15 protein-coding genes and 3 tRNA genes are annotated in these 19,461 nt (G+C 72.3%); 9 read left to right on the top strand and 9 right to left on the bottom strand.

The features are described from left to right. Positions 1 to 71 precede the first annotated feature (71 nt). Positions 72 to 1,250, top strand: coding sequence for a saccharopine dehydrogenase NADP-binding domain-containing protein (locus tag AB0E07_RS15665; RefSeq protein ID WP_362251007.1), 1,179 nt, complete (start codon positions 72 to 74; stop codon positions 1,248 to 1,250). A gap of 198 nt (positions 1,251 to 1,448) precedes the next feature. On the opposite strand, the gene AB0E07_RS15660 is transcribed toward AB0E07_RS15665, so the two are convergent. Together AB0E07_RS15660 and AB0E07_RS15655 are read right to left on the bottom strand one after the other, a co-directional pair. Then, complete coding sequence (locus tag AB0E07_RS15660) at positions 1,449 to 2,156, bottom strand: endonuclease V (RefSeq protein ID WP_362251004.1); 708 nt, start codon at positions 2,154 to 2,156, stop codon at positions 1,449 to 1,451. A 44-nt stretch (positions 2,157 to 2,200) separates the two neighbouring features. Beyond that, complete coding sequence (locus AB0E07_RS15655; protein ID WP_362251389.1) at positions 2,201 to 3,214, bottom strand: oxidoreductase; 1,014 nt, start codon at positions 3,212 to 3,214, stop codon at positions 2,201 to 2,203. Positions 3,215 to 3,517: 303 nt separating this feature from the next. Between AB0E07_RS15655 and AB0E07_RS15650 the strand changes: the two genes are divergently transcribed. The 5 genes from AB0E07_RS15650 to AB0E07_RS15630 all read left to right on the top strand — a co-directional run bounded on the left by AB0E07_RS15650 (position 3,518) and on the right by AB0E07_RS15630 (position 9,379). Beyond that, positions 3,518 to 3,934: an SsgA family sporulation/cell division regulator gene (locus tag AB0E07_RS15650; protein ID WP_362251002.1), complete on the top strand. Its 417-nt coding sequence runs from the start codon at positions 3,518 to 3,520 to the stop codon at positions 3,932 to 3,934. 285 nt (positions 3,935 to 4,219) lie between these two features. Further along, positions 4,220 to 5,842, top strand: a complete 1,623-nt coding sequence (locus AB0E07_RS15645; protein ID WP_362250999.1) for an ABC-F family ATP-binding cassette domain-containing protein — start codon at positions 4,220 to 4,222, stop codon at positions 5,840 to 5,842. A 665-nt stretch (positions 5,843 to 6,507) separates the two neighbouring features. Then, positions 6,508 to 7,284 (top strand): dimethylargininase, encoded by a 777-nt coding sequence (gene ddaH / locus AB0E07_RS15640; protein ID WP_362250996.1) that lies wholly within the window; start codon positions 6,508 to 6,510, stop codon positions 7,282 to 7,284. 218 nt (positions 7,285 to 7,502) lie between these two features. After that, on the top strand, positions 7,503 to 8,480 hold the full coding sequence (locus AB0E07_RS15635) for an acyl-ACP desaturase (RefSeq protein ID WP_362250993.1): 978 nt from the start codon (positions 7,503 to 7,505) through the stop codon (positions 8,478 to 8,480). Between the two features lie 59 nt (positions 8,481 to 8,539). After that, a complete protein-coding gene (locus tag AB0E07_RS15630; RefSeq protein ID WP_362250991.1) occupies positions 8,540 to 9,379 on the top strand; it encodes a hypothetical protein in 840 nt (279 codons plus the stop codon). Between the two features lie 19 nt (positions 9,380 to 9,398). Here the strand turns inward: AB0E07_RS15630 and AB0E07_RS15625 are convergent. After that, a tRNA-Trp gene (locus AB0E07_RS15625) sits at positions 9,399 to 9,472 on the bottom strand. 87 nt (positions 9,473 to 9,559) lie between these two features. Between AB0E07_RS15625 and AB0E07_RS15620 the strand changes: the two genes are divergently transcribed. Together AB0E07_RS15620 and AB0E07_RS15615 are read left to right on the top strand one after the other, a co-directional pair. Then, positions 9,560 to 10,972 carry a hypothetical protein gene (locus AB0E07_RS15620; protein ID WP_362250988.1) on the top strand — a complete coding sequence of 471 codons (1,413 nt, stop codon included), beginning with the start codon at positions 9,560 to 9,562 and terminating at the stop codon, positions 10,970 to 10,972. Then, positions 10,973 to 12,766 carry an AAA family ATPase gene (locus AB0E07_RS15615; protein WP_362250986.1) on the top strand — a complete coding sequence of 598 codons (1,794 nt, stop codon included), beginning with the start codon at positions 10,973 to 10,975 and terminating at the stop codon, positions 12,764 to 12,766. 18 nt (positions 12,767 to 12,784) lie between these two features. Here the strand turns inward: AB0E07_RS15615 and AB0E07_RS15610 are convergent, their stop codons facing one another. The 6 genes from AB0E07_RS15610 to AB0E07_RS15585 all read right to left on the bottom strand — a co-directional run bounded on the left by AB0E07_RS15610 (position 12,785) and on the right by AB0E07_RS15585 (position 16,810). Then, the gene (locus AB0E07_RS15610; protein WP_362250983.1) at positions 12,785 to 14,113 is read right to left on the bottom strand and encodes an SDR family oxidoreductase; all 1,329 of its coding nucleotides are present in this window, start codon (positions 14,111 to 14,113) and stop codon (positions 12,785 to 12,787) included. A 28-nt stretch (positions 14,114 to 14,141) separates the two neighbouring features. Beyond that, positions 14,142 to 14,216: transfer RNA gene (locus AB0E07_RS15605), tRNA-Glu, on the bottom strand. 10 nt (positions 14,217 to 14,226) lie between these two features. Beyond that, a tRNA-Gly gene (locus tag AB0E07_RS15600) sits at positions 14,227 to 14,301 on the bottom strand. A gap of 100 nt (positions 14,302 to 14,401) precedes the next feature. After that, a complete protein-coding gene (locus tag AB0E07_RS15595) occupies positions 14,402 to 14,647 on the bottom strand; it encodes a WhiB family transcriptional regulator (RefSeq protein WP_362250980.1) in 246 nt (81 codons plus the stop codon). A gap of 213 nt (positions 14,648 to 14,860) precedes the next feature. Further along, on the bottom strand, positions 14,861 to 15,652 hold the full coding sequence (locus tag AB0E07_RS15590; protein WP_362250977.1) for a VOC family protein: 792 nt from the start codon (positions 15,650 to 15,652) through the stop codon (positions 14,861 to 14,863). 123 nt (positions 15,653 to 15,775) lie between these two features. Next, positions 15,776 to 16,810, bottom strand: a complete 1,035-nt coding sequence (locus tag AB0E07_RS15585) for a multicopper oxidase domain-containing protein (protein ID WP_362250974.1) — start codon at positions 16,808 to 16,810, stop codon at positions 15,776 to 15,778. A 163-nt stretch (positions 16,811 to 16,973) separates the two neighbouring features. On the opposite strand from AB0E07_RS15585, the gene AB0E07_RS15580 reads away from it, so the two are divergent. Further along, entirely contained in the window at positions 16,974 to 19,451 is a 2,478-nt protein-coding gene (locus AB0E07_RS15580; RefSeq protein WP_362250971.1) for a ThuA domain-containing protein, read from the top strand. Positions 19,452 to 19,461 lie beyond the last annotated feature (10 nt).

Genomic DNA, 19,461 nt, shown 5'->3' with positions numbered 1-19,461 from the left:
GTCGGGCTCCGCACGGCTCACGCTAGCCTCGGCCACCGACAACGGCGCGTGGTGCGGGACCGAGAGGTGTCATGAGCAGGCTGAGCAGGACGGACCGTCCCTACGACATCGTGCTCTTCGGGGCCACCGGCTTCGCCGGCGCGCTCACCGCGGAGTACCTGGCGGCGCACGCGCCCGACGGGCTGCGCTGGGCCGTCGCCGGGCGCGACGAGGCGAAGCTGGAGCGGCTGCGCGGGAGACTGCCCGGCGGGGAGGGCGTCGGCGTGCTGCGCGCGGACGTCGCCGACCCCGCCTCGGTGCGTGAACTCGCCCGGCGGGCACGGGTGGTCGCCACGACGGTGGGCCCCTATGTGCTGCACGGCGAGGAACTCGTCGCCGCGTGCGCGGAGCACGGCACCGACTACCTCGACATCAGCGGGGAGCCGGAGTTCGTGGACCTGATGTACGTCCGGCACGACGCACGCGCGCGGGAGACGGGCGCCCGGCTGGTGCACGCGGCGGGCTTCGACTCCGTACCGCACGACCTGGGCGCCTACTTCACGGTGCGGCAACTGCCCGAGGGCGTGCCGCTCACCGTGGACGGGTTCGTGACCGCGGACGCGATGTTCTCCGGCGGCACCTTCGCCTCGGCGCTCGGTCAGTTCGCCCGGGGACGGCACATGATCGCCGCCGCCCGGGACCGGGCCCGGCACGAGCCACGTCTGGTGGGCCGCCGGGCACAGGCGCCCACGGGCGCGCCCCGGTTCGCCGGGGAGGTCGGCGCCTGGGCCGTCCCGCTGCCGACGATCGACCCGCAGATCGTGCGCCGCTCCGCCAGGGCGCTGGACCGCTACGGCCCCGACTTCCGCTACCGGCACTACGCGGCCGTGCGGCACCTGCCCGTCGCGGTGGCCGGTGTCCTCGGCACGGGCGCCCTGTTCACCGCCGCCCAGCTGCCGCCCGCCCGCCGCTGGCTGTCGGACCGGCTCAGGCCCGGGGACGGCCCGAGCGCCGAGAAGCGCGCGAAGAGCTGGTTCTCGGTCCGGTTCGTCGGGGAGGGTGGCGGCCGGCGGGTCTTCACCGAGGTCTCGGGCGGCGACCCGGGCTACGACGAGACGGCGAAGATGCTCGCCGAGTCGGCGCTCAGCCTGGCCTTCGACGACCTCCCGCCGACCGCCGGCCAGGTCACGACGGCGGCGGCCATGGGCGACGCGCTGATCGCCCGGCTCCGCCGCGCGGGCATCGCCTTCCGACTGGCCGCCGAACGCTAGCCCCCTACAGGGACCACCGCGCGACGGCCCACACCATCCCGCAGATCCACCCGACCCCGGCGAGCACGGCCGCCACGAGCGCGACGGCCACGGCCCGCCCAACGGGACGACCGGAATCGGCAAGCGACTGCGGAGCACGATGCGAGGCCATGCGCCGAGCCTCCCGGACGGACGGCACGAGCACATCCGTACGGGTACTCAGTCGGGTACTCGGTGCCCGGCGGTCGCCTCGCGGAGGGCCTGGCGGCACAGGGTGTCTGCTCTGCGGGTGGTTTCGGGGAGGCGGTAGGTCGGGGTCAGGGCGAGGGTGTGGGCGCAGGCGTCGGCGAGGGTGACACGGTGGCCCACGGAGACGAAGACCGGCTTGACGGAGGTCCGGGTACGCAGGGCGCGGCCGACCTCCTCGGTGCCGGAGAGCAGCGGGGACCAGGAACCGCGGGCGGCGGCCGGCTCCTCGTGGGCGAAGGTGAAGGGGTTCTTGGCCACGCCGATGGTGGGCAGCCCGGTGAGGACGCCCAGGTGGCTGGCGAGGCCGAAGCGGCGGGGGTGGGCGAGACCGTAGCCGTCGCAGACCACCGTGCCGGGTGCGCAGGGCAGGGCGTCGAGCGCGGCGAGGACGGTGGGGATCTCCCGGAAGGCGAGCAGGCCCGGCACGTAGGGGAAGGAGATCCGGCCGACGGCGGTCGCCTCCGCGACGACGTCCAGGGTGGCCGCGTCCAGGACGACCGCGGCGGCGGCCACGACGTCCAGTCCGTCGTCGTAGGCCACGTCGACCCCGGTCACGTGACCGGTGCCGGGCGGTGGTCCCGGCTCGTCCAGGACCACCCGGCCGCGCAGTTCGTCCTGGACGGCGCGGGCCTCTTCCTCGGTCGCGGGCCAGCCCGCGGGGATGCGTACGGTCGTCATGATGCGCACGAGCGTACGGGCCCCGCGGCCGTGGCGGCCCGGCCTCACCGCTCCAGTCGGGCCACGCGCCCCTTCTCCCCCGCCGCCCAGCAGCTCAGGTCGGGGGTGCAGTCCACGGTGTCGTACGAGCCGGTGTCCACGGTCCGCCAGGTGCGGCCGCCGTCGGTGGTCAGGTCGGTGCCGGTGGGGCCGACCGCCAGGGCCGCGCTGCGGCTGTGCGGGAGCCAGGCGACGCCGGAGCGGTAGGCGCTCACCGGGGTGGCGGCGGGCCGCCACCCGGCGCCGCCGTCCCGGGTGCGGGCCGCCGCGTCCGGGGAGCTCTGGTCGGGGCGGTAGTCGCCGCCCACGGCGAGGCCGTGCGCGCGGTCCCGGAAGGCGAGGGCGAAGACACCGCGGGCCGGGTCACCGGCCGGGATCATGCTGTCGGCGGCCGTCCAGGTGCGGCCGCGGTCCGCGGAGTGCAGGACACGCGCGCGTGCGGCACCGCCGGTGGCCAGCCAGACGTCCCGGGACCCGGCGGTCACCAGGCACTGGCCACTGGCCGCGAACCCGGCCTCGCCCTCCAGCGCGGCGGGCATCCCCGCGCTGGGCAGGACCGTCCAGGTGCGGCCGCCGTCGGCGGTCGACAGGATGCGGAACCTCCCGTCCACCGGGTCGCTCATGGCCAGCCCGTGGCGCCGGTCGAAGAAGGCCACGCAGTCGTAGAAGGCCCGCGCGTCGGTGTTGCGGAAGGTCTCCGTCCAGGTCGCGCCGCCGTCCTCGGTGCGGTAGATCCGGGACGCCTCGCCCTCACCGATGGCGAGCACCACGGCCCGGCGCGCGTCGAAGGCCTCCACGTCCCGGAACTGGAGGTCACCGGCGCCGGGCGGGGAGACGTTCCGCCAGCTCGCGCCGCCGTCGGTGGTGCGCAGCACGGTGCCGGCGCTGCCGGCCAGCCACGCGGTGTCCCGGTCGACCGCGGCCAGCCCGCGGAAGCGTACGGTCGGGCTCGCGGTGTCCTTCGGCTCCCAGTGCGCGGGCTCGTGCGCCCGCGCGGGCACGGCCGTCAGCGCGGCCAGCGCCGCCGCGCAGACCACCCCCGCGGCCGTCGTGCGAAACGTGCGTCCCCTGCGTCGCGTGTTCCCCAAGGCCCTCATGGCGGGCGAAGCTAGTCCACGCCCCGGACCCCGTCCAGACCGCCTCACCGGCCCCGCGCCACCTCCGGGGGAACAATGGACGAACGCCGCCCCGCGCCTGTGTGAAGCGCGGTGACCGAGGTCACTCGCCCCCCGGATGCACGGATCGGCGCGTTCCGTCGTCTTCCGAGGTGTCCGGCCGCGTCCGCGCGCGGGTCCGTCCAGCCGTCGCAGAGGAGCAAGGCGTTGTCCTACGTCATCGAGCAGCCCGTAGAGGCCCGTCTCGTCGCCGCCGCGCCGCGGATGGCGAACATTCCGGCCACCCTGCACTACGAGCGGAACGACCCGTTCGCCGTGCGCATGACCTTCCCGGCGCCGGCCACGCTGGAGGGCGTGGACGTCTGCTGGACCTTCGGCCGCGAGCTCCTCACGGACGGCCTCGACGAGAGCGTCGGGCACGGCGACGTACGGGTCCGGCCCTACGGCTACGACCGCACCGTCCTGGAGTTCCACGCCCCCGAGGGCACGGCCGTCATCCATGTCCGCACCGGGGAGGTGCGGCGCTTCCTGGAGGCCACGGCCGAGCTGGTGCCGGTCGGTCTGGAGCACCTCCAGCTGGACCTGGACCACGATCTGGCGGTCCTGATGCGGGACGCCCACTGAGACCGGGCGCCGCCCGCCTCCGGTCTTTATTCCGTTGACAGCCCGTCCCGCCCTTTCCTAACGTGTACAGCGGTCCTGTTGCCGTCGATTGGAGAAGGACGTTGCTCGTCTGAGGTCCTGAGACACCGCGTCACACCCCGTGAGGTGTGTGCGCAGCGTGCGACCTCGGCGTTCGAGCCGTCCTCCGGTACAGGGCTTTTCTCATGCCCTCCGAGCCCCGACGTGGTCGCAAGTGTCTCGATACGCGCTTGCCCTTGATCACTTCGAGCAACCGCGGAGACCCGCATGTCACGTTCCATCACCTGTACTTCCCTCGCCTTCGCCTGGCCGGACGGCACGCCCGTCTTCGAGGGGCTCGACACCGCCTTCGTGCCCGGCCGCACCGGGCTCGTGGGAGTGAACGGGTCAGGAAAATCAACCCTGTTGAAGCTCGTCGCCGGGGAACTCACCCCCGCCGACGGCACCGTCCGCGTGGCCGGCGAGGTGGGCTACCTCCCGCAGAACGTCACGCTCGACACCGCGCTGCGCGTCGACGAGGCGCTCGGCATCGCGTCCCAGCGGGCCGCCCTGCACGCGATCGAGTCCGGCGACGTCGCGGAGGAGCACTTCGAGACGGTCGGCGACGACTGGGACGTGGAGGAGCGCGCCCTCGCCACCCTCGGCGAACTCGGGCTCGGCCATATCCAGTTGGACCGCACCGTCGGGGAGGTCTCGGGCGGGGAGTCGGTGCTGCTGCGGCTCGCCGCGCTGCTGCTGCGCCGGCCGGACGTCCTGCTGCTGGACGAGCCGACCAACAACCTGGACCTGTACGCGCGCCGCCGGCTGTACGCGGCGGTCGCCTCCTGGCCGGGGGTCCTGGTCGTGGTCAGCCACGACCGTGAACTCCTCGACCTGGTCGACCAGATCGCGGATCTGCGGTCCGGGGAGATCACCTGGTACGGCGGCAACTTCTCGGCCTACGAGGAGGTGCTGGAGATCGAGCAGGAGGCCGCCGAGCGGATGGTGCGCGTCGCGGAGGCCGATCTGAAGAAGCAGAAGCGCGAACTGACCGACGCCCAGGTCAAGCTGGCCCGCCGCAAGCGGTACGGCCAGAAGATGTTCGAGCAGAAGCGCGAACCGAAGATCGTCATGGGGGCGCGCAAGCGGTCGGCGCAGGAGTCCGCGGGCAAGCACCGGATCATGCACGAGGAGCGGCTGGCCGAGGCCAAGGAGCGGCTCGACGAGGCGGTGGAGGCGGTGCGGGACGACGACGAGATCCGTGTCGACCTGCCGTTCACGGCCGTGCCGCCGGGCCGTCAGGTCCTCACGCTCCAGGATCTGGACCTGCCCTACGGCGCGAAGGTGGCCGGCGGGCTCGACCTGCGCGGGCCGGAGCGGATCGCGTTGATCGGGCGCAACGGCGCGGGCAAGACCACGCTGCTGCGCACGATCGCGGGGGAGCTCCAGCCCCTGTCGGGCGAGGTCACGGCGCATGTGCCGATGCGGTTCCTGCCGCAGCGGCTCGATGTGCTGGACGGTGAGCGGACCGTCGCCGAGAACGTGGCCCGGTTCGCGCCGGGCGCCACCAACAACCGGATCCGGGCGCGGCTGGCCCGCTTCCTGTTCCGGGGTGGCCGGGCCGACCAGAAGGCGGCGACGCTCTCCGGCGGCGAACGCTTCCGGGCGGCGCTGGCGGCGCTGATGCTGGCCGAGCCGGCACCGCAGCTGCTGATGCTGGACGAGCCGACGAACAACCTCGACATGGCGAGCGTCCGGCAGCTCACCACGGCGCTGGAGTCGTACGAGGGCGCGCTGATCGTGGCCAGCCACGACCTGCCGTTCCTGGAGTCGCTCGGCATCACCCGCTGGCTGCTGCTCGACGGGGAACTCCGGGAGACCTCGGCGGAGGAGGTCGCCCGCCCCGCGTAACCACCACGCACCCGAGCCGGACCCGGCCGCGGTCGCCCCAGCACCGGGGCCGCGGCCTCGGCCGGGGGCCGGGGCCGGGATCCCAAGCCGGAGCCGGGATCCCAAGCCGGAGCCGGGATCCCAAGCCGGGGCCGGGGTCCCAGGCCGGGGCCGGGCGCGGGTCTCCAACCATCGGGGCCGGACTTGGCCGCCCCAGCACCGAGGCCGGAACCGCGGGCCGAGGGCCAGGACCGGGGGCTGAGAGCCGAGGCCGGGGCCGGGCGCGGGTCCCCAACCATCGGGGCCGGACTTGGCCGCCCCAGCACCGAGGCCGGAACCGCGGGCCGAGGGCCAGGACCGGGGGCCGAGAGCCGGGGGCCGAGAGCCGAGAGCCGGGGGCCAAGGGCCGAGGGCCAAGGGCCGAGAGCCGAGAGCCGAGGGCCGGGGGCCGGGGGCCGGGTGTGCGGCCGGGTGTCGGGCGCCGGGGACTCGCGCCCGGTCTCACCTGGGGATCTTCACCGGGCCCACGCCGGAGGCCCGCCGTCTCCCGGGGTCCTTCACAGGGCACGTCTCAGGTGGGGCACAGCCTGGTGACGGGGGTTTTGTCCGGGCGGGCCAGGACTGCATGATGGCGGACCGGCGTCGCGTCACGGGCGCCGGGCCAGGTCGCCGATTCGGAGAAGCTCGTGCCCAGCAAGAAGGCCCTCGTCCGCCGCCCCAGCCCGCGCCTCGCGGAGGGGCTGGTGACGCACATCGAGCGGGAGAAGGTCGACGTCGATCTCGCCACCGAGCAGTGGGAGGCGTACACCGAGGCGCTGCGCACCCACGGCTGGGAGACCGTCGAGGTGGACCCGGCCGACGACTGCCCGGACTCCGTGTTCGTCGAGGACACGGTGGTCATGTACAAGAACGTCGCGCTGATCACCCGCCCCGGCGCCGAGGCGCGCCGCCCCGAGACCGCGGGCGTCGAGGAGGCCGTCGCCGCCCTCGGCTGCTCGGTGAACTGGGTCTGGGAGCCGGGCACCCTGGACGGCGGCGATGTGCTGAAGGTCGGTGACACGATCTACGTGGGCCGCGGCGGGCGCACCAACGCGGCCGGGGTCCAGCAGGTACGGGCCGCCTTCGAGCCGCTCGGCGCCCGGGTGGTCGCCGTACCCGTCAGCAAGGTGCTGCATCTGAAGTCCGCGGTGACGGCGCTGCCCGACGGCACGGTCGTCGGGCACATCCCCAAGGTCGACCGGCCGTCCCTGTTCCCGCGCTTCCTGTCGGTGCCCGAGGAGGCGGGCGGCCATGTCGTCCTGCTCGGCGGCCACCACGTGATGATCTCCGCCGGCGCGCCGAAGACGGCGGAGCTGCTCACCGACCTCGGCCACGAGCCGGTCGTGGTCGACATCAGCGAGTTCGAGAAGCTGGAGGGATGTGTGACGTGTCTCTCGGTGCGGATGCGGGAGCTGTACGCCTGACCGGGTGAACCGCTCACTCCACCGGCCCCGGGACCTGCGCCTCCCGGGGCTGTTCCGCATCCCCTCAGGCACCCCGGGAAACCTGGCTGATCAGCAATCTTTACAGCGTTCTTAACCTACGGCTTCGTAACCTACGGATTCGTAGCCTACGATCCCGTAGGTTCACCCGACCGCCCGCCGGTCCGCTTCCGCTCGTGTTACGTCCCCCTGGAGTTCCCGTGACGATCACCTCCCCGCACCTCGGCAGCCCGTCCTCGGCCTGGACCGACGCCAAGCTGCTCTACGCGCTGGAGGAAGTCGTCGAGAAGGAACTCAACCGGCACATGCAGGTCGCCAAGGACTGGATGCCGCACGAGTACGTGCCGTGGGCCGAGGGCCGCAACTTCCCCGGCTTCTTCGAGGACGGCGAGTCCTGGGACAAGGAGCAGTCCAAGGTCACCGAGATCGGCCGGATCGCGCTGGTGGTGAACCTGCTCACCGAGGACAACCTGCCCAGCTACCACCACGAGATCGCCAGCCTGTTCGGCCGGGACGGCGCCTGGGGCACCTGGGTGCACCGCTGGACCGCCGAGGAGGGCCGGCACGGCATCGTGATGCGCGACTACCTGCTGACCTCGCGCGCGGTGGACCCGGACAAGCTGGAGCAGTTCCGCATGGCCCACATGAGCGAGGGCTTCGAGTCGGACAACCGGCACTCGATGCTCCACTCGGTGGCCTACGTGGCCTTCCAGGAGCTCGCCACCCGCATCTCGCACCGCAACACCGGCCACCAGTCCGGCGACCCGGTCTGCGACCGCATGCTGGCCCGTATCGCGGCCGACGAGAACCTGCACATGATCTTCTACCGGAACCTGCTGAAGGCCGCGTTCGAGATCGCCCCCGACCTGACCATGCAGGCGGTACGGGACGTCGTCGTGAACTTCCGGATGCCCGGCCACGGCATGCCCGGCTTCGAGCGGTTCGCCGCGCAGATGGCGATCGGCGAGGTCTACAACCTGCGCATCCACCACGACGACGTGCTCGCGCCCGTGCTGCGCTTCCTGAAGGTCATGGAGATCGACGGTCTCGGCCCCGAGGGTCAGCAGGCGCAGGACGAACTCGGCCTGTTCATGGGCGGTCTGGACGCCGAGGCGAGCAAGTTCGACGAGAAGCTCGCGGCGCGCAAGGCACGTATGGCGGCGCGCGCGGCGGGCTGACTTTCGCCGCCCCGTTTTCCGTTGGGCCAAGACGCATGGCCTGCGGCATCATGCAGGCCATGCGCGAGAACAGCAGTTCGCAGCGGGCGGTCGGATTCCTGCTCGGCCTGGTCGACGAGCCAACCGCCGAGCGGGTCAGGGCCCGTACCGGGCTGCCCGCGCCCGACGGCCCCGAGGCCCATCTGCGGCGGATCCGGCGGCCCTGGGCGTGGCCGGGCCGCCTGCCGGTCTCGGTGGCGCTGTGGATCCTGGAGAACGACGACCCGGCCCTCAACTCGGCGGTCTGCCGTCATCTGACCACCGAACCCGGTCTGTACCGGGCCGTGCTGCGCGGGATCCCGTTCGGTCCGGGCCGCACCGCGCGCGTCCCCGTGGAGTCCGCGCTGTCCGGTGAGGAGCCGGAGGTGCCCGAGGGCTACGCGCGCCTCGGGCTCGTCGGCTGTCTGCGCGCGGTCGCCTCGATGGGCACGGGCCGTACCGCCGCGTCCATGGTCCTCACCGCCGACGACTGGCGGACGGTCGGCGAGGCGGACCGCGAGCGGCCGCTGCCCGGGTACGCGCGCTGGGCGCTGTCGGTGCGCCCGGACTGCCCGCCCGACGTGCGCGCCGGGTTCGGCTCTCACCCCAAGTTCACGCACCGGCTGCGGCAGGCGGGTGTGCTGGAGGGACCGGCCCTGTACGCGCTGTCGTACGAGCCGGCCGTCGACGTGCTGGAGATGCTGGCGATGGGCGGGCTGCTGTTCCCCCGGCGGGTGCGCGAGGCCGAGGACGCGCTGCGGCCCCTGGTCCGGGAGCACTTGGGCGAGCGCGAGGAGGCGTGGGCGGTCCTGGCCCAGCTGATGGAGACCTTCCACGGCACGGCGCCGGAACTGGTGATGACCGCGGGCGCCATCGCCTGACCCGAGGCAGGGAAGGGGGACGGGGCGGCCGGATTCGAACCGGCGTGTTCTGGTTTTGGAGACCGGCGCGCCTGCCTCTGCGCTACGGCCCCGTCCTTGACACGGATCGTAATGCCTTGGCCCCTTGTCGGTGACTCCTGGTACCAATGATCCACGGGGAGAACGGCACGGGGGTGGCACATGGCCTACGGGGACGACGGCGAGCGGGGGCGGCGCGTCCCCGTGGTCGAACTGGCCGACCGCCGGGCGCTGGAGCGGTACCGCCCGGCCCATGCCGGGGTGGTCGAGGAGGCGCGGCGGCTGAAGGAGGCCGCGCTGCTGGACTTCGGGCTGACCGAGTCGTCCGTGGCGTCCTGGCTGTACACCAAGTGCCGGCACCAGATCCCGACGACGGCGGTGGACACGGCGGCCGTGGTCGCCTCCGGGGACGGCACGTGCCTGCTCCTGTACAACCCGGACTTTTTCGTCCGACTGGGCCTGGACGGAGTGAAGTTCGTGCTCTTCCACGAGGCCCGGCACCTGGTGCACCGGCATCTGTTCGCCGACCCCGAGCTGCGCGCCGACCCGGTCTTCGAGCTGGCCACCGAGGTGTCCGTCAACCATGTGGCGCTGGTCCGGCTGGGCCGGAGTGGTCTGCCCCTGCTGGACGGCCGGCCCACGGGTGTCGATCCCCGCGAGGTGTACGAGCGGTACCGGGCGGACCTCACGGCGCACGGTCTGGAGCCGCTCACGTACGCGGGGTTCGTGGAGACGGACCTGCGCGTCCACGGCGAGCTGAAGCGGATGCACCGCCCTCCGGTGCCCGAGCGGCGGCTGTGCGTGCACCTCGGGGAGGACGGGGTTCCCGCCGACCAGGAGACCGTGGACGTGATCGTCTCCTCCGCGCTGCTCAACTCCCTGCTGGCGGCGCGGCGCGGGCACACGGGCGCGGAGGCGGAACTGCTGGACCTGATGGGCCGCACCGAGGACGACAACGCCCGCGCCGCCCGCATCTGGGGCAGCCTCGGCGCCGGGATGCTCCGCGGCGAGACCTCGCCGACCCGCTCCGTCGCGTGGTGGCAGCGCTGGCTGGTCGACGTCCTCGCCTCCCGGCTGCGCGAGGGCGAGCGGCTGGTGTACCCGAAGAAGCGCGGGGCGCTGCTGACCGCCCTCGGCCAGGACCCGATGCTCTCGCGCCGCGGCCCGGTCCGGGACAAGGTCCTGGTCATCGCCTTCGACACCTCCGGCTCCATGCCGCAGCACGTGATCACCTGGCTCACCGCGTTCGTCGGCCGGATCGACGGGGTCCGGGCGCACTGGCTGTCCTTCGACGGCGTGGTGATGCCCTTCGCCCCGGGCGAGCGGGTCTACGGCGGTGGCGGCACCAGCTTCCAGGCGGTCGCGGACTACGTGGAGGGCCGTACCGAGGTCAACGGCGCCCCCTTCGAGGAGAATCCGGACGCCGTCGTGATGCTCACCGACGGATACGCGCCGCCGATCACGCCCGCCGAGCCGGAGAAATGGATCTGGCTGATCACCGAGGGCGGCGACGAGTGGCCCGAGCGACACACCCCCGCGATGGCCTGCCATCGCGTCACCACAGGATCGCGGTAGATGAACAAGGAAGCGACCGAGCAGCCCCTCTCCCGCCTGGAGTCCTTCATCGACGCGATGATCGACCTGCGGCAGACCGGGCAGATCTTCGGCGAGCACGGCATCGGAAAGACGGCGACGTTCTTCACCCACCTCGCCAAGGCGCATCCCGGCACGGCCCTGGTGTACGTCCCGGCGGCGAACCTGACACCGGACGACCTGCTCGTCAACGCGCCGGTGCGCGACCCGCACACCGGTGAACTGGTGCTGCGCCAGCTGGTGATGAGCCAGCTCAAGCCGGGGCGGCCGTTCGTGCTGCTGATCGACGACTCGCTCCAGGCGGGCGACACGATCCAGTCGCAGCTGATGCAGGTCGCCTGCGACTGGACGCTGGGCGAGCACGATCTGCGGGCCCTCGGCTGCGTCGGCGTCTTCCTCACCGACAACGAGTCGCTCGCCGAGACCTCGGCCCGGCGCAGCGATCTGGCGCTGCTGGACCGCATGGTGACGATGCGGATCACCGCCGACGACACGTCCTGGCGGCGGCATCTGGCGGCCAAGTACCGTCCCTGGGACCTGCGTCCGGTCCTCTCGCTGTGGGCGTCGCTGCCGTCCGCGCTGCGCGAGACGCTCTCCCCGCGCACCCTCGACCACGTCCTCGCCAACGCGCGCGAGGGCTTCCCCCTGCGCTGGGGCCTGCCGCTGGTCGACGGGGAGCGGCTGCGCCTCGCGGAACCGGGGCCGGACGGCAGACCGGGGCGGAACCGCACCGCCGAGATCCTGGACGGCATCGCCAGGGCGCTGGGCGTGCCCAACCCCTCGGCGGTCCCCGACCCGGTGCGCCAGGTGGTGCGGGCGGCGCTGCGCAACCGCTGGCAGGTGCTGCTCCAGGGCCCGCCGGGGTGCGGTAAGACGGAACTGGTGCGCCAGACGCTGCGCGAGGGCCTCGGCCGGGACGCCCTCTACTTCTCGCTGCCGGTGACCAACGTCGAGGACCTGTGCGCGCCGATCCCCTCGGCCGACGGCACCCTGGACAACCTGCTCGCCGCGCCGTTCACCGGGCCCGAGCCCAAGGCGATCATCTGGGACGAGTACAACCGCCCCAAGGACAGGGCCGCGTTCGCCAAGCTGATGGAGGTCACCCAGGAGTGGTCGCTGGCCGGACGGCCGATCGAGAACCTGCGGGCGCAGATCGCGGTCCAGAACCCGCCCTACCACCTGGGCCGCAAGCTCCTGGTGGCGCGGAACAACATCGCGCAGGCGACCCGGTTCACGGCCTCGCTCCAGGTGGAACCGCAGGACATCCCCGCCAACGAGTGGCTGCTCGCCCGGTACGGCGCGGACGCCGAGACGGTGCTGGAGTGGTGGAAGCACGACATCGACGACGAGGGCCGGGCCTGGATCACCAAGCGCACCCTGGAGCGGCTGATCAAACTGCACCGGCGGGGCCTGCCGCTGGAGATGGCGACGGTCTACCTCGGTGACGGCGAGTACGCGCCGGTGCCGCTGACCGCCCTGATCGACCGGTTCCGGGGCCGTCCGGTGACGGGCCTGCGCGAACTCGCCCGCGACATCCACGCCTGGGAGGCCCGGCTGCGCAGCGCGGCGGAGGCCGGGGACGAGGGTGCCGACGACAGTGACGTGGTCCACCAGATCCTCGCCAACGCGGAGCTGTCCCAGCTGAAGAAGCACCGCACGGCGGTGGTCAGGCTGGTGCCACTGCTCCCGCCGAAGCTGCGCGCCACCTATCTGGTGGGGGCGTCGCGCCAGCAACAGCGGTTCTGGACCGAGGTGTTCGTGGGGATGCGAAGGTAGCGCGAGCCGGGCCGGGGTTCACCACTGGGCCTCCCGGTAGTCCTTCAGGAACACTCCGGACACCGGGTCGCCCGCCTCGCCCCGCACGATCGGGTCGTACACGCGGGCCGCGCCGTCCACGATGTCCAGCGGGGTGCGGAAACCCGACCGGGTCATGCGGTCCTTCTTCGGCGCCGGGTTCTCGTCGGTGATCCAGCCTGTGTCGACGGCGCACATGTGGACTCCCCGGTCGGCGAGTTCGGCGGCGCTGGTGCGGGTGAGCATGTTGAGGGCGGCCTTGGCCATGTTGGTGTGCGGATGGCCGGGCATCTTGTTGCGGACGGCGAACCGGCCCTCCACCGCGGTCACGTTGACGACATAGCGGCGCGGGCGGGGCGAGGCGAGCAGCAGCGGCAGCAGCCGGTCGCAGAGCAGCGCCGGGGCGAGCGCGTTGACCAGCTGGGTCTCCAGGACCTCGGCAGGATCGAGCGCGCCGAGCCGGGCCGACCAGGAGTTCTCCGGCGAGGGGTCGGGCAGCAGTCCGGCCTCGTCGGCCTCGCGCAGGGCGGCCGGCAGCGCGGCGGCCCCGCTCCCGAGCGACCGCATCGGGGTGAAGCCGGGCGCCTGCCGGGCGCCTTCGGGCAGCGCGTCGTACTCGCCGGCGGTGAGCAGGGCGTACGACTCGGGCGGGCGGCGGACCGTCTGCGCCGCGTTGTTGACGAGGATGTCCAAGGGCTCGCCCTCGGCGCGCAGTTCCTCGCACAGCCCGAGCACCTGGCGCGGGTCGCGCAGGTCGACGGCGAGGACGGTGAGCCGGTCGAACCACTTCTCGCTGCCGGGGGCGGCCCGGTAGCGGCGCACGGTGTCGTGCGGGAAGCGGCTGGTCACCAGCAGTTCGGCGCCGTCCCGCAGCATCATCAGGCCGAGCTGGAAGCCGATCTTGACCCGGCCGCCGGTGAGCAGCGCGCGGCGGCCGGTGAGGTCGGTGCTCAGGGCGCGGCGCGCGCGGTTGTCGGCGGCGCAGTCGGGACACAGCCGGTGGTAGAACGCGTCGACCTGTCGATAGGGGGACTTGCAGACATAGCAGCCGCGGGGTTTGCGGAAGACTCCCGAGGTGCCGGGGTCGGCCAGCGGCGCGTCCTCGCGCCGTTCCGCCGCCCCGGTGGCGGTGGCGGCCATGGCGGCCGCGTCGGCGGCGGAGCGCTCCTCGCCGCGGGTCCTGCGGCGCCGCAGCCGTCCGTCGCGGGCGAAGGAGGCCGCGACCTGTTCGGCGCGCAGCCGCACCGGGTCGTCGACGGGCAGCGCCCGCAGCCTGCCCACCGTGCGGTGGAAGGCGGCCAGTTCCTCCTCGTCGATGCCCTCGCCCATGTCCTCGCCCCGTGTGCCGCCGTGTCCGTGGTGGCCCCGGCCGGATTCGAACCGGCGTATCCGCCCTGAGAAGGCGGCGAGTCTGCCTCTGCTCTACAGGGCCCCCGACGCGGTCCCGGGGATCGGATTCGAACCGATGTGTTCCGCCTTGGCAAGGCGGGTGCGCCTGCCTCTGCGCTACGCCCGGGGTGCGCGCCCCCGGATCCTATCCGCACCCCGGCCGACGGGTCGCACGCATTTACGATCAAGGGCGCGGGCCGGCTGATGCGGGCTCCGACGGCAAGGGGTTCAGTGGGACGCGCGCCGCAGGGCCAGGCGTTCCTTCTCCGACAGTCCGCCCCAGACGCCGAAGCGCTCGTCGTTGGCGAGGGCGTACTCCAGGCAGGCGGAGCGGATGGGGCACAGGCCGCAGATCCGCTTGGCCTCCCGCACGGAGCTGCCCGGCTCGGGGAAGAAGAAGTCCGCCCCGGTCTGCGCGCACAACGCCTCCTGCTGCCAGGCGAGGTCGGGCATGGGGACTGTGTCGATGAACATGGCCTGAAGCGTGCCGGGCGGCGAAAAACGTTCGATCAACGCCGGATCAACGCCGGCCACGCGGGACTCCGGGCACCGCACGATGATGCCCGCGCGCCGCCCGCGAAAGCACGGCGGCGCGCGGGGTGTCCGCCGGGATGTGCGCGGCTGCTCCGACGGACTGTGCGCGGCGTGTTGTCCGCCGGGACGGGCGCGGCGTGTCGCCCTCAGGCGTCAGTTCTCCGGCGGCAGGAACCTCATCACCGCGAAGCGGGCCCCGTAGGGGTCGTCGAGCTTGGCCATGCGGCCGACGCCCTCGATGTCGGTGGCGGGCATCCGCACCTTCCCGCCCAGCTCGCCCGCCCGCGCGACGACGCCGTCGACGTCCTCCACGGCGAAGTACGGCAGCCAGTACGGCTCGGTCTCGGTGCCCGAGGGGTCGTCGGCCAGGTCTACGAGGCCGGCGAACATGGCGTCCTCGCCCGCGCCCGCGGGATTGACGCAGGTGTAGACGCCACCGGGGAAGGACACTCCCGAGGTCTCCCAGCCGAAGACGGCGGCGTAGAAGGCGGCCCCGCGGGCGACGTCCCGGGTGTACAGCTCGGCCCAGGACAGCGAGCCGTTCTCGGCCACCACGTCCAGACCGGTCAGGACGTCCGGCTGCCACACGCCGAACCGCACCCCCGAGGGGTCGGCGAACATCGCCACTCTGCCCTTGTCCATGACATCGCCCGGCGGCATCAGCACGGTGCCCCCGGCCCGCTCGACGGCCCGCGCGGTGGCGTCCGCGTCCTGGCTCCGGAAGAACACGTTCCAGCCGGGTGGGCCCTGCTCGGGCGTGATCTGCATGCCCCCGGCCGCGGTTCTGCCGTCGAGCTGGAAGAAGCCGTAGCCGCCGGACTCGGAGCCCGCCGACCGGAACTCCCAGCCGAACAGGGCCCGGTAGAAGGACGTGGCGCCCGCGATGTCGGAGGTGCCGACATCCACCCAGTTGGGAGCGCCGTTGACGAAACGGGTGGTGAGCATCGTGCCCTCCTCCAAGAGGTGCCTGGCCTGCTCTCCCGAGTCTTCCACCGCCCACTGACAAGCGCCGTCGGGGCGCGCCACCCCGGGCCCGATCGACAGCGCGTTCGCCCGGTCGGACCGCGCTCAGTGCTGGTGGGACGCGCCGTGGCCGTGGACCGCGTCGGCCTCGGGCGCCGCACCGGCCTCGGGCGCCGCGTCGCGCTCCGGCGCCGCGGTGTGCTCGTGCGGTTCGTAGCCCGGGATCGTCCCGTCCGTCTTCTTCACCAGGAACAGCCCCACCATCCCCATGTCGGAGTGGCTCTGCACATGGCAGTGGTACATCCAGGCGCCCGCGCCGACCCCCTCCCCCGCGATCACCTGGAAGCCGAAGGAGTCCGCCGGGCCGACGATCTTGTTGTCGATGACCTGGCTGGGGTCGTCGGGCCCGGTGAGCATGCCGGTGCGGTTGTCCGCCCAGCGGTGACCGTGCAGGTGGAAGGTGTGGTAGTACTCGCCGTGCGTGATCATCACGAACTCGATCCGGTCCCCCACGGTGGCCTCGAAGTTCGGCCCGGTGTGCGCCGGCTTGTTGTTGATCAGCAGGTCGTTGAAGACGATCGTGTACGTCCGGTCCGGCAGGACGTCGCCCGCGCGGCGCACGATCACCGGGCCGTAGAGGCCCTTGCGGATGCCGCCCGTTCCGTGTTCCGTCCCGACCACGTGGTCGTGGTAGTGCCAGTAGCCGGCGCTGCCCGCGCGCCAGGTGCCGTCCTTGCGCCGGCCGGGTGCGTGGGTGCGCCAGGTGTAGGTGCGGGTGCCGCCCGGTTCGACGTCGCTCTTGTTCATCCGGGTGCCGTCGCTGGAGATCTCGTAGTCCAGGCCGTGCACATGGAGGCTGGCGGTCACGTCCATGGTGTTCTCGAACTCGATGTGCAGGGTGTCGCCCTCGTTCAGCTCGATCAGCGGCCCGGGGATCGATGCCTTGCCCTTCTCCAGGCCGTAGCCCATCTGCCCGTCGGCGAGTTTCTCGGCGTACAGCTTGAGGTGTCTGACCTCGCCCCCGGCGGCGGCCGTAGACGCCGCGCGGCTCGCGTCGGCCGCCTCCGGCGGGAAGGACAACGATGTCGTGAGGGCCGCGCCGCCCAGCAGTACCCGCCGGTTGAAGCCACGTCTGTCCATGCCGAACTCCCCTGCTCCGGTACGGAGTTCGAGACAGTAGCGGGACCACACCCGTTTATCCACACTCAGGACAAAGTTCGGCTCAATGCGGTCATAGGTATTGGCGAGTGACGCGAAGAGGTCTAACTTCCTTGGCGCTGTTGCTGTGACCGAGGAGGTGCCCATGCACTTACGAGGGTTGAGCGCAAGAAGACGCGGCTGGGCGGCGACCGTCGCGGCCGGGGTCGTCGCCGCCGGACTGGTGTCGGGACCGCCCGCAAGCGCGCGGCCGGCCCCGGACCCGTCCCTGACAACGATGTCCATCAAGTCGCCCCCGGGCGGCGCCGACGTACGAGTGCTGATCTTCTACGACTCCGCCGCCGCCGGGGAGGAGTCGCCGCTGGTGAACGCCGCGATCGAGGCGATCGAGAGGATCGGTCTGTCCGGTCCGGCGGACCGGCGCTTCAAGGTCGTGGCGACGGACGACGCCTCGGTCTTCACCGACGGGACCCGGCTGGGCCGTTTCAACGCCGTGGTCTTCCCGACCGGCGGCGGAGACGTCCTCGACCCCGAGCAGGAAGCGGGACTGGAGGCGTACATGGAGGCGGGCGGCGGATTCGTCGGCCTGCACGACGCGGCGCGGGCGGAACCCTACTCGGACTGGTTCACCGGTCTGATCGGCGCCCGTCCGGCGGCCGGCGGTCCCACCACCGCGCAGCGCGCGACCGTGGAGGTCGGCGACCGCGCCCACCCGGCGACCAAGGACCTGCCGGTCGAGTGGAAACGCCCCGACCGCTGGCTGAACTGGGTGAAGAACCCGACCGGCACGGTCCACACCGTGGCCCGGGTCCGCGAGACGACCTACCAGCCCGGCACCGGGGCCAACGGCTGGGACCATCCGGTCAGTTGGTGCCGGGACTACGACGGCGGCCGGTCCTTCTACACCGGCATGGGCGGCACGGTGTCCTCGTACGACGAGACCGACTTCCGGGCCCACCTGCGGGGCGCGCTGCTGTGGACGACCCGGCTGGTACGGGCCGACTGCAAGGCCACCGTCACCGGCAACTACCGGGCCGAGCGGCTCACCCGGCCCAACCAGCCGGGGCAGAACGACCAGATCGGCGAACCGCACGGACTGGTCACCGCGCCCGACGGGAGGGTCCTCTACATCGGGCGCGGCGGCGCGGACTCCAGCCGGCCCGTGATCACCGACTGGAACAACCCCGACATCGGCAAGGGCCGGGGCGAGATCCACGTCTACGACCCGGCGACGAAGCAGGTCACCCTGGCGGGCGCGCTCTCCGTCTTCGGCAACAAGGGCGGCGGGGACGAACTGGTCAAGGTCGAGGAGGGGCTGCTCGGCATCGAGCTGGACCCCGGCTTCCCGACGAACGGGTGGGTGTACCTGCACTACACCCCGCACGACCGGATCGACCGGGACACCCGCACGGCCGAGCGGCGCGTCTCCCGCTTCACTCTCGACCGGGCCACCGACAAGCTCGACCTCGGCAGTGAGAAGGTGCTGCTGAAGTGGCCGGTGCAGATCCACAGTTGCTGCCACGCGGGCGGCGGGATGGCCTGGGACTCCAAGGGCAACCTGTACATCGCCACCGGTGACAACAACTCCAGCCGGTTCAGCGACGGTTACTCGGGCAACAACCCCGAGCCGAACTACAAGGGGGTGTCGTTCGCTGACGCGCGGCGCACGGCGGGCAACACCAACAACCTCAACGGCAAGATCCTGCGCATCCATCCGGAGCCGGACGGCACGTACACCCTGCCGGAGGGCAATCTGTTCACCGGCCGGGAGACCGACGAGGGCGGCGGCAAGACACGCGGCGAGATCTATGTGATGGGTGTGCGCAACCCGGCCCGGATCTCCGTCGACAAGTCGACCGACACGCTTTACGCGGGCTGGGTCGGACCGGACGCGGGCGCGCCGTCCCCGACCTGGGGTCCGGCCAAGTACGACACCTTCGCGGTGATCACCAAGGCGGGCAACCGCGGCTGGCCGTACTGCATGGGCAACAAGCAGCCCTACCGGGACCGCAATCTGCCCGATCCGACCAAGCCGCTCGGCTGGTACGACTGCGACCACCCGAGGAACGAGTCACCGAACAACGACGGCCTGGTCAATCTGCCGCCGGTGACCGGCAACAACATCTGGTACTCGCCCCAGGGCGGCGGCCCGGACTTCCCGCGCGACGCGAACGGCGTCCCCTCCTACCAGCAGGCGGAGTCGACGTACCGGCTGCCGTGGCTCAAGGGCGGCGGACAGGCGGCGATGAACGGTCCCGTCTACCGATTCGACGCGGGCAGCGCGAGCGAGGTGAAGTGGCCCGCCTACTGGGACGGCAAGTGGTTCGTCGGTGACTTCTACGACGCCGACCAGCCGCGCAACGCCGTGATCACCGACCCGGCGAACCATGGCGAGGGCGGACTCCCGGTCCACTCCGAGTCGTTGAAGAAGATCGTGCCGGTCGGCAACGACGGCATCAAGAACCTCATGGACTGGAGGTTCGGTCCGGACGGCGCGCTCTACGTGCTCGACTACGGGCGGGGCTTCTTCACCTCGGACGCCAAGTCCGCACTGTGGCGGGTGACTTACACGGGCGGCGCTCCGACACCGGCCGCCGGCCAACTGGCGAGGGGAGCACAGTGACAGGGCAGCG

This window comes from Streptomyces sp. NPDC048002 (genome assembly GCF_040653275.1).
Classification (GTDB): domain Bacteria; phylum Actinomycetota; class Actinomycetes; order Streptomycetales; family Streptomycetaceae; genus Streptomyces.
Note: the sequence above shows the minus strand (reverse complement) of the source record. Positions and strands in the feature narration are given on the sequence as shown.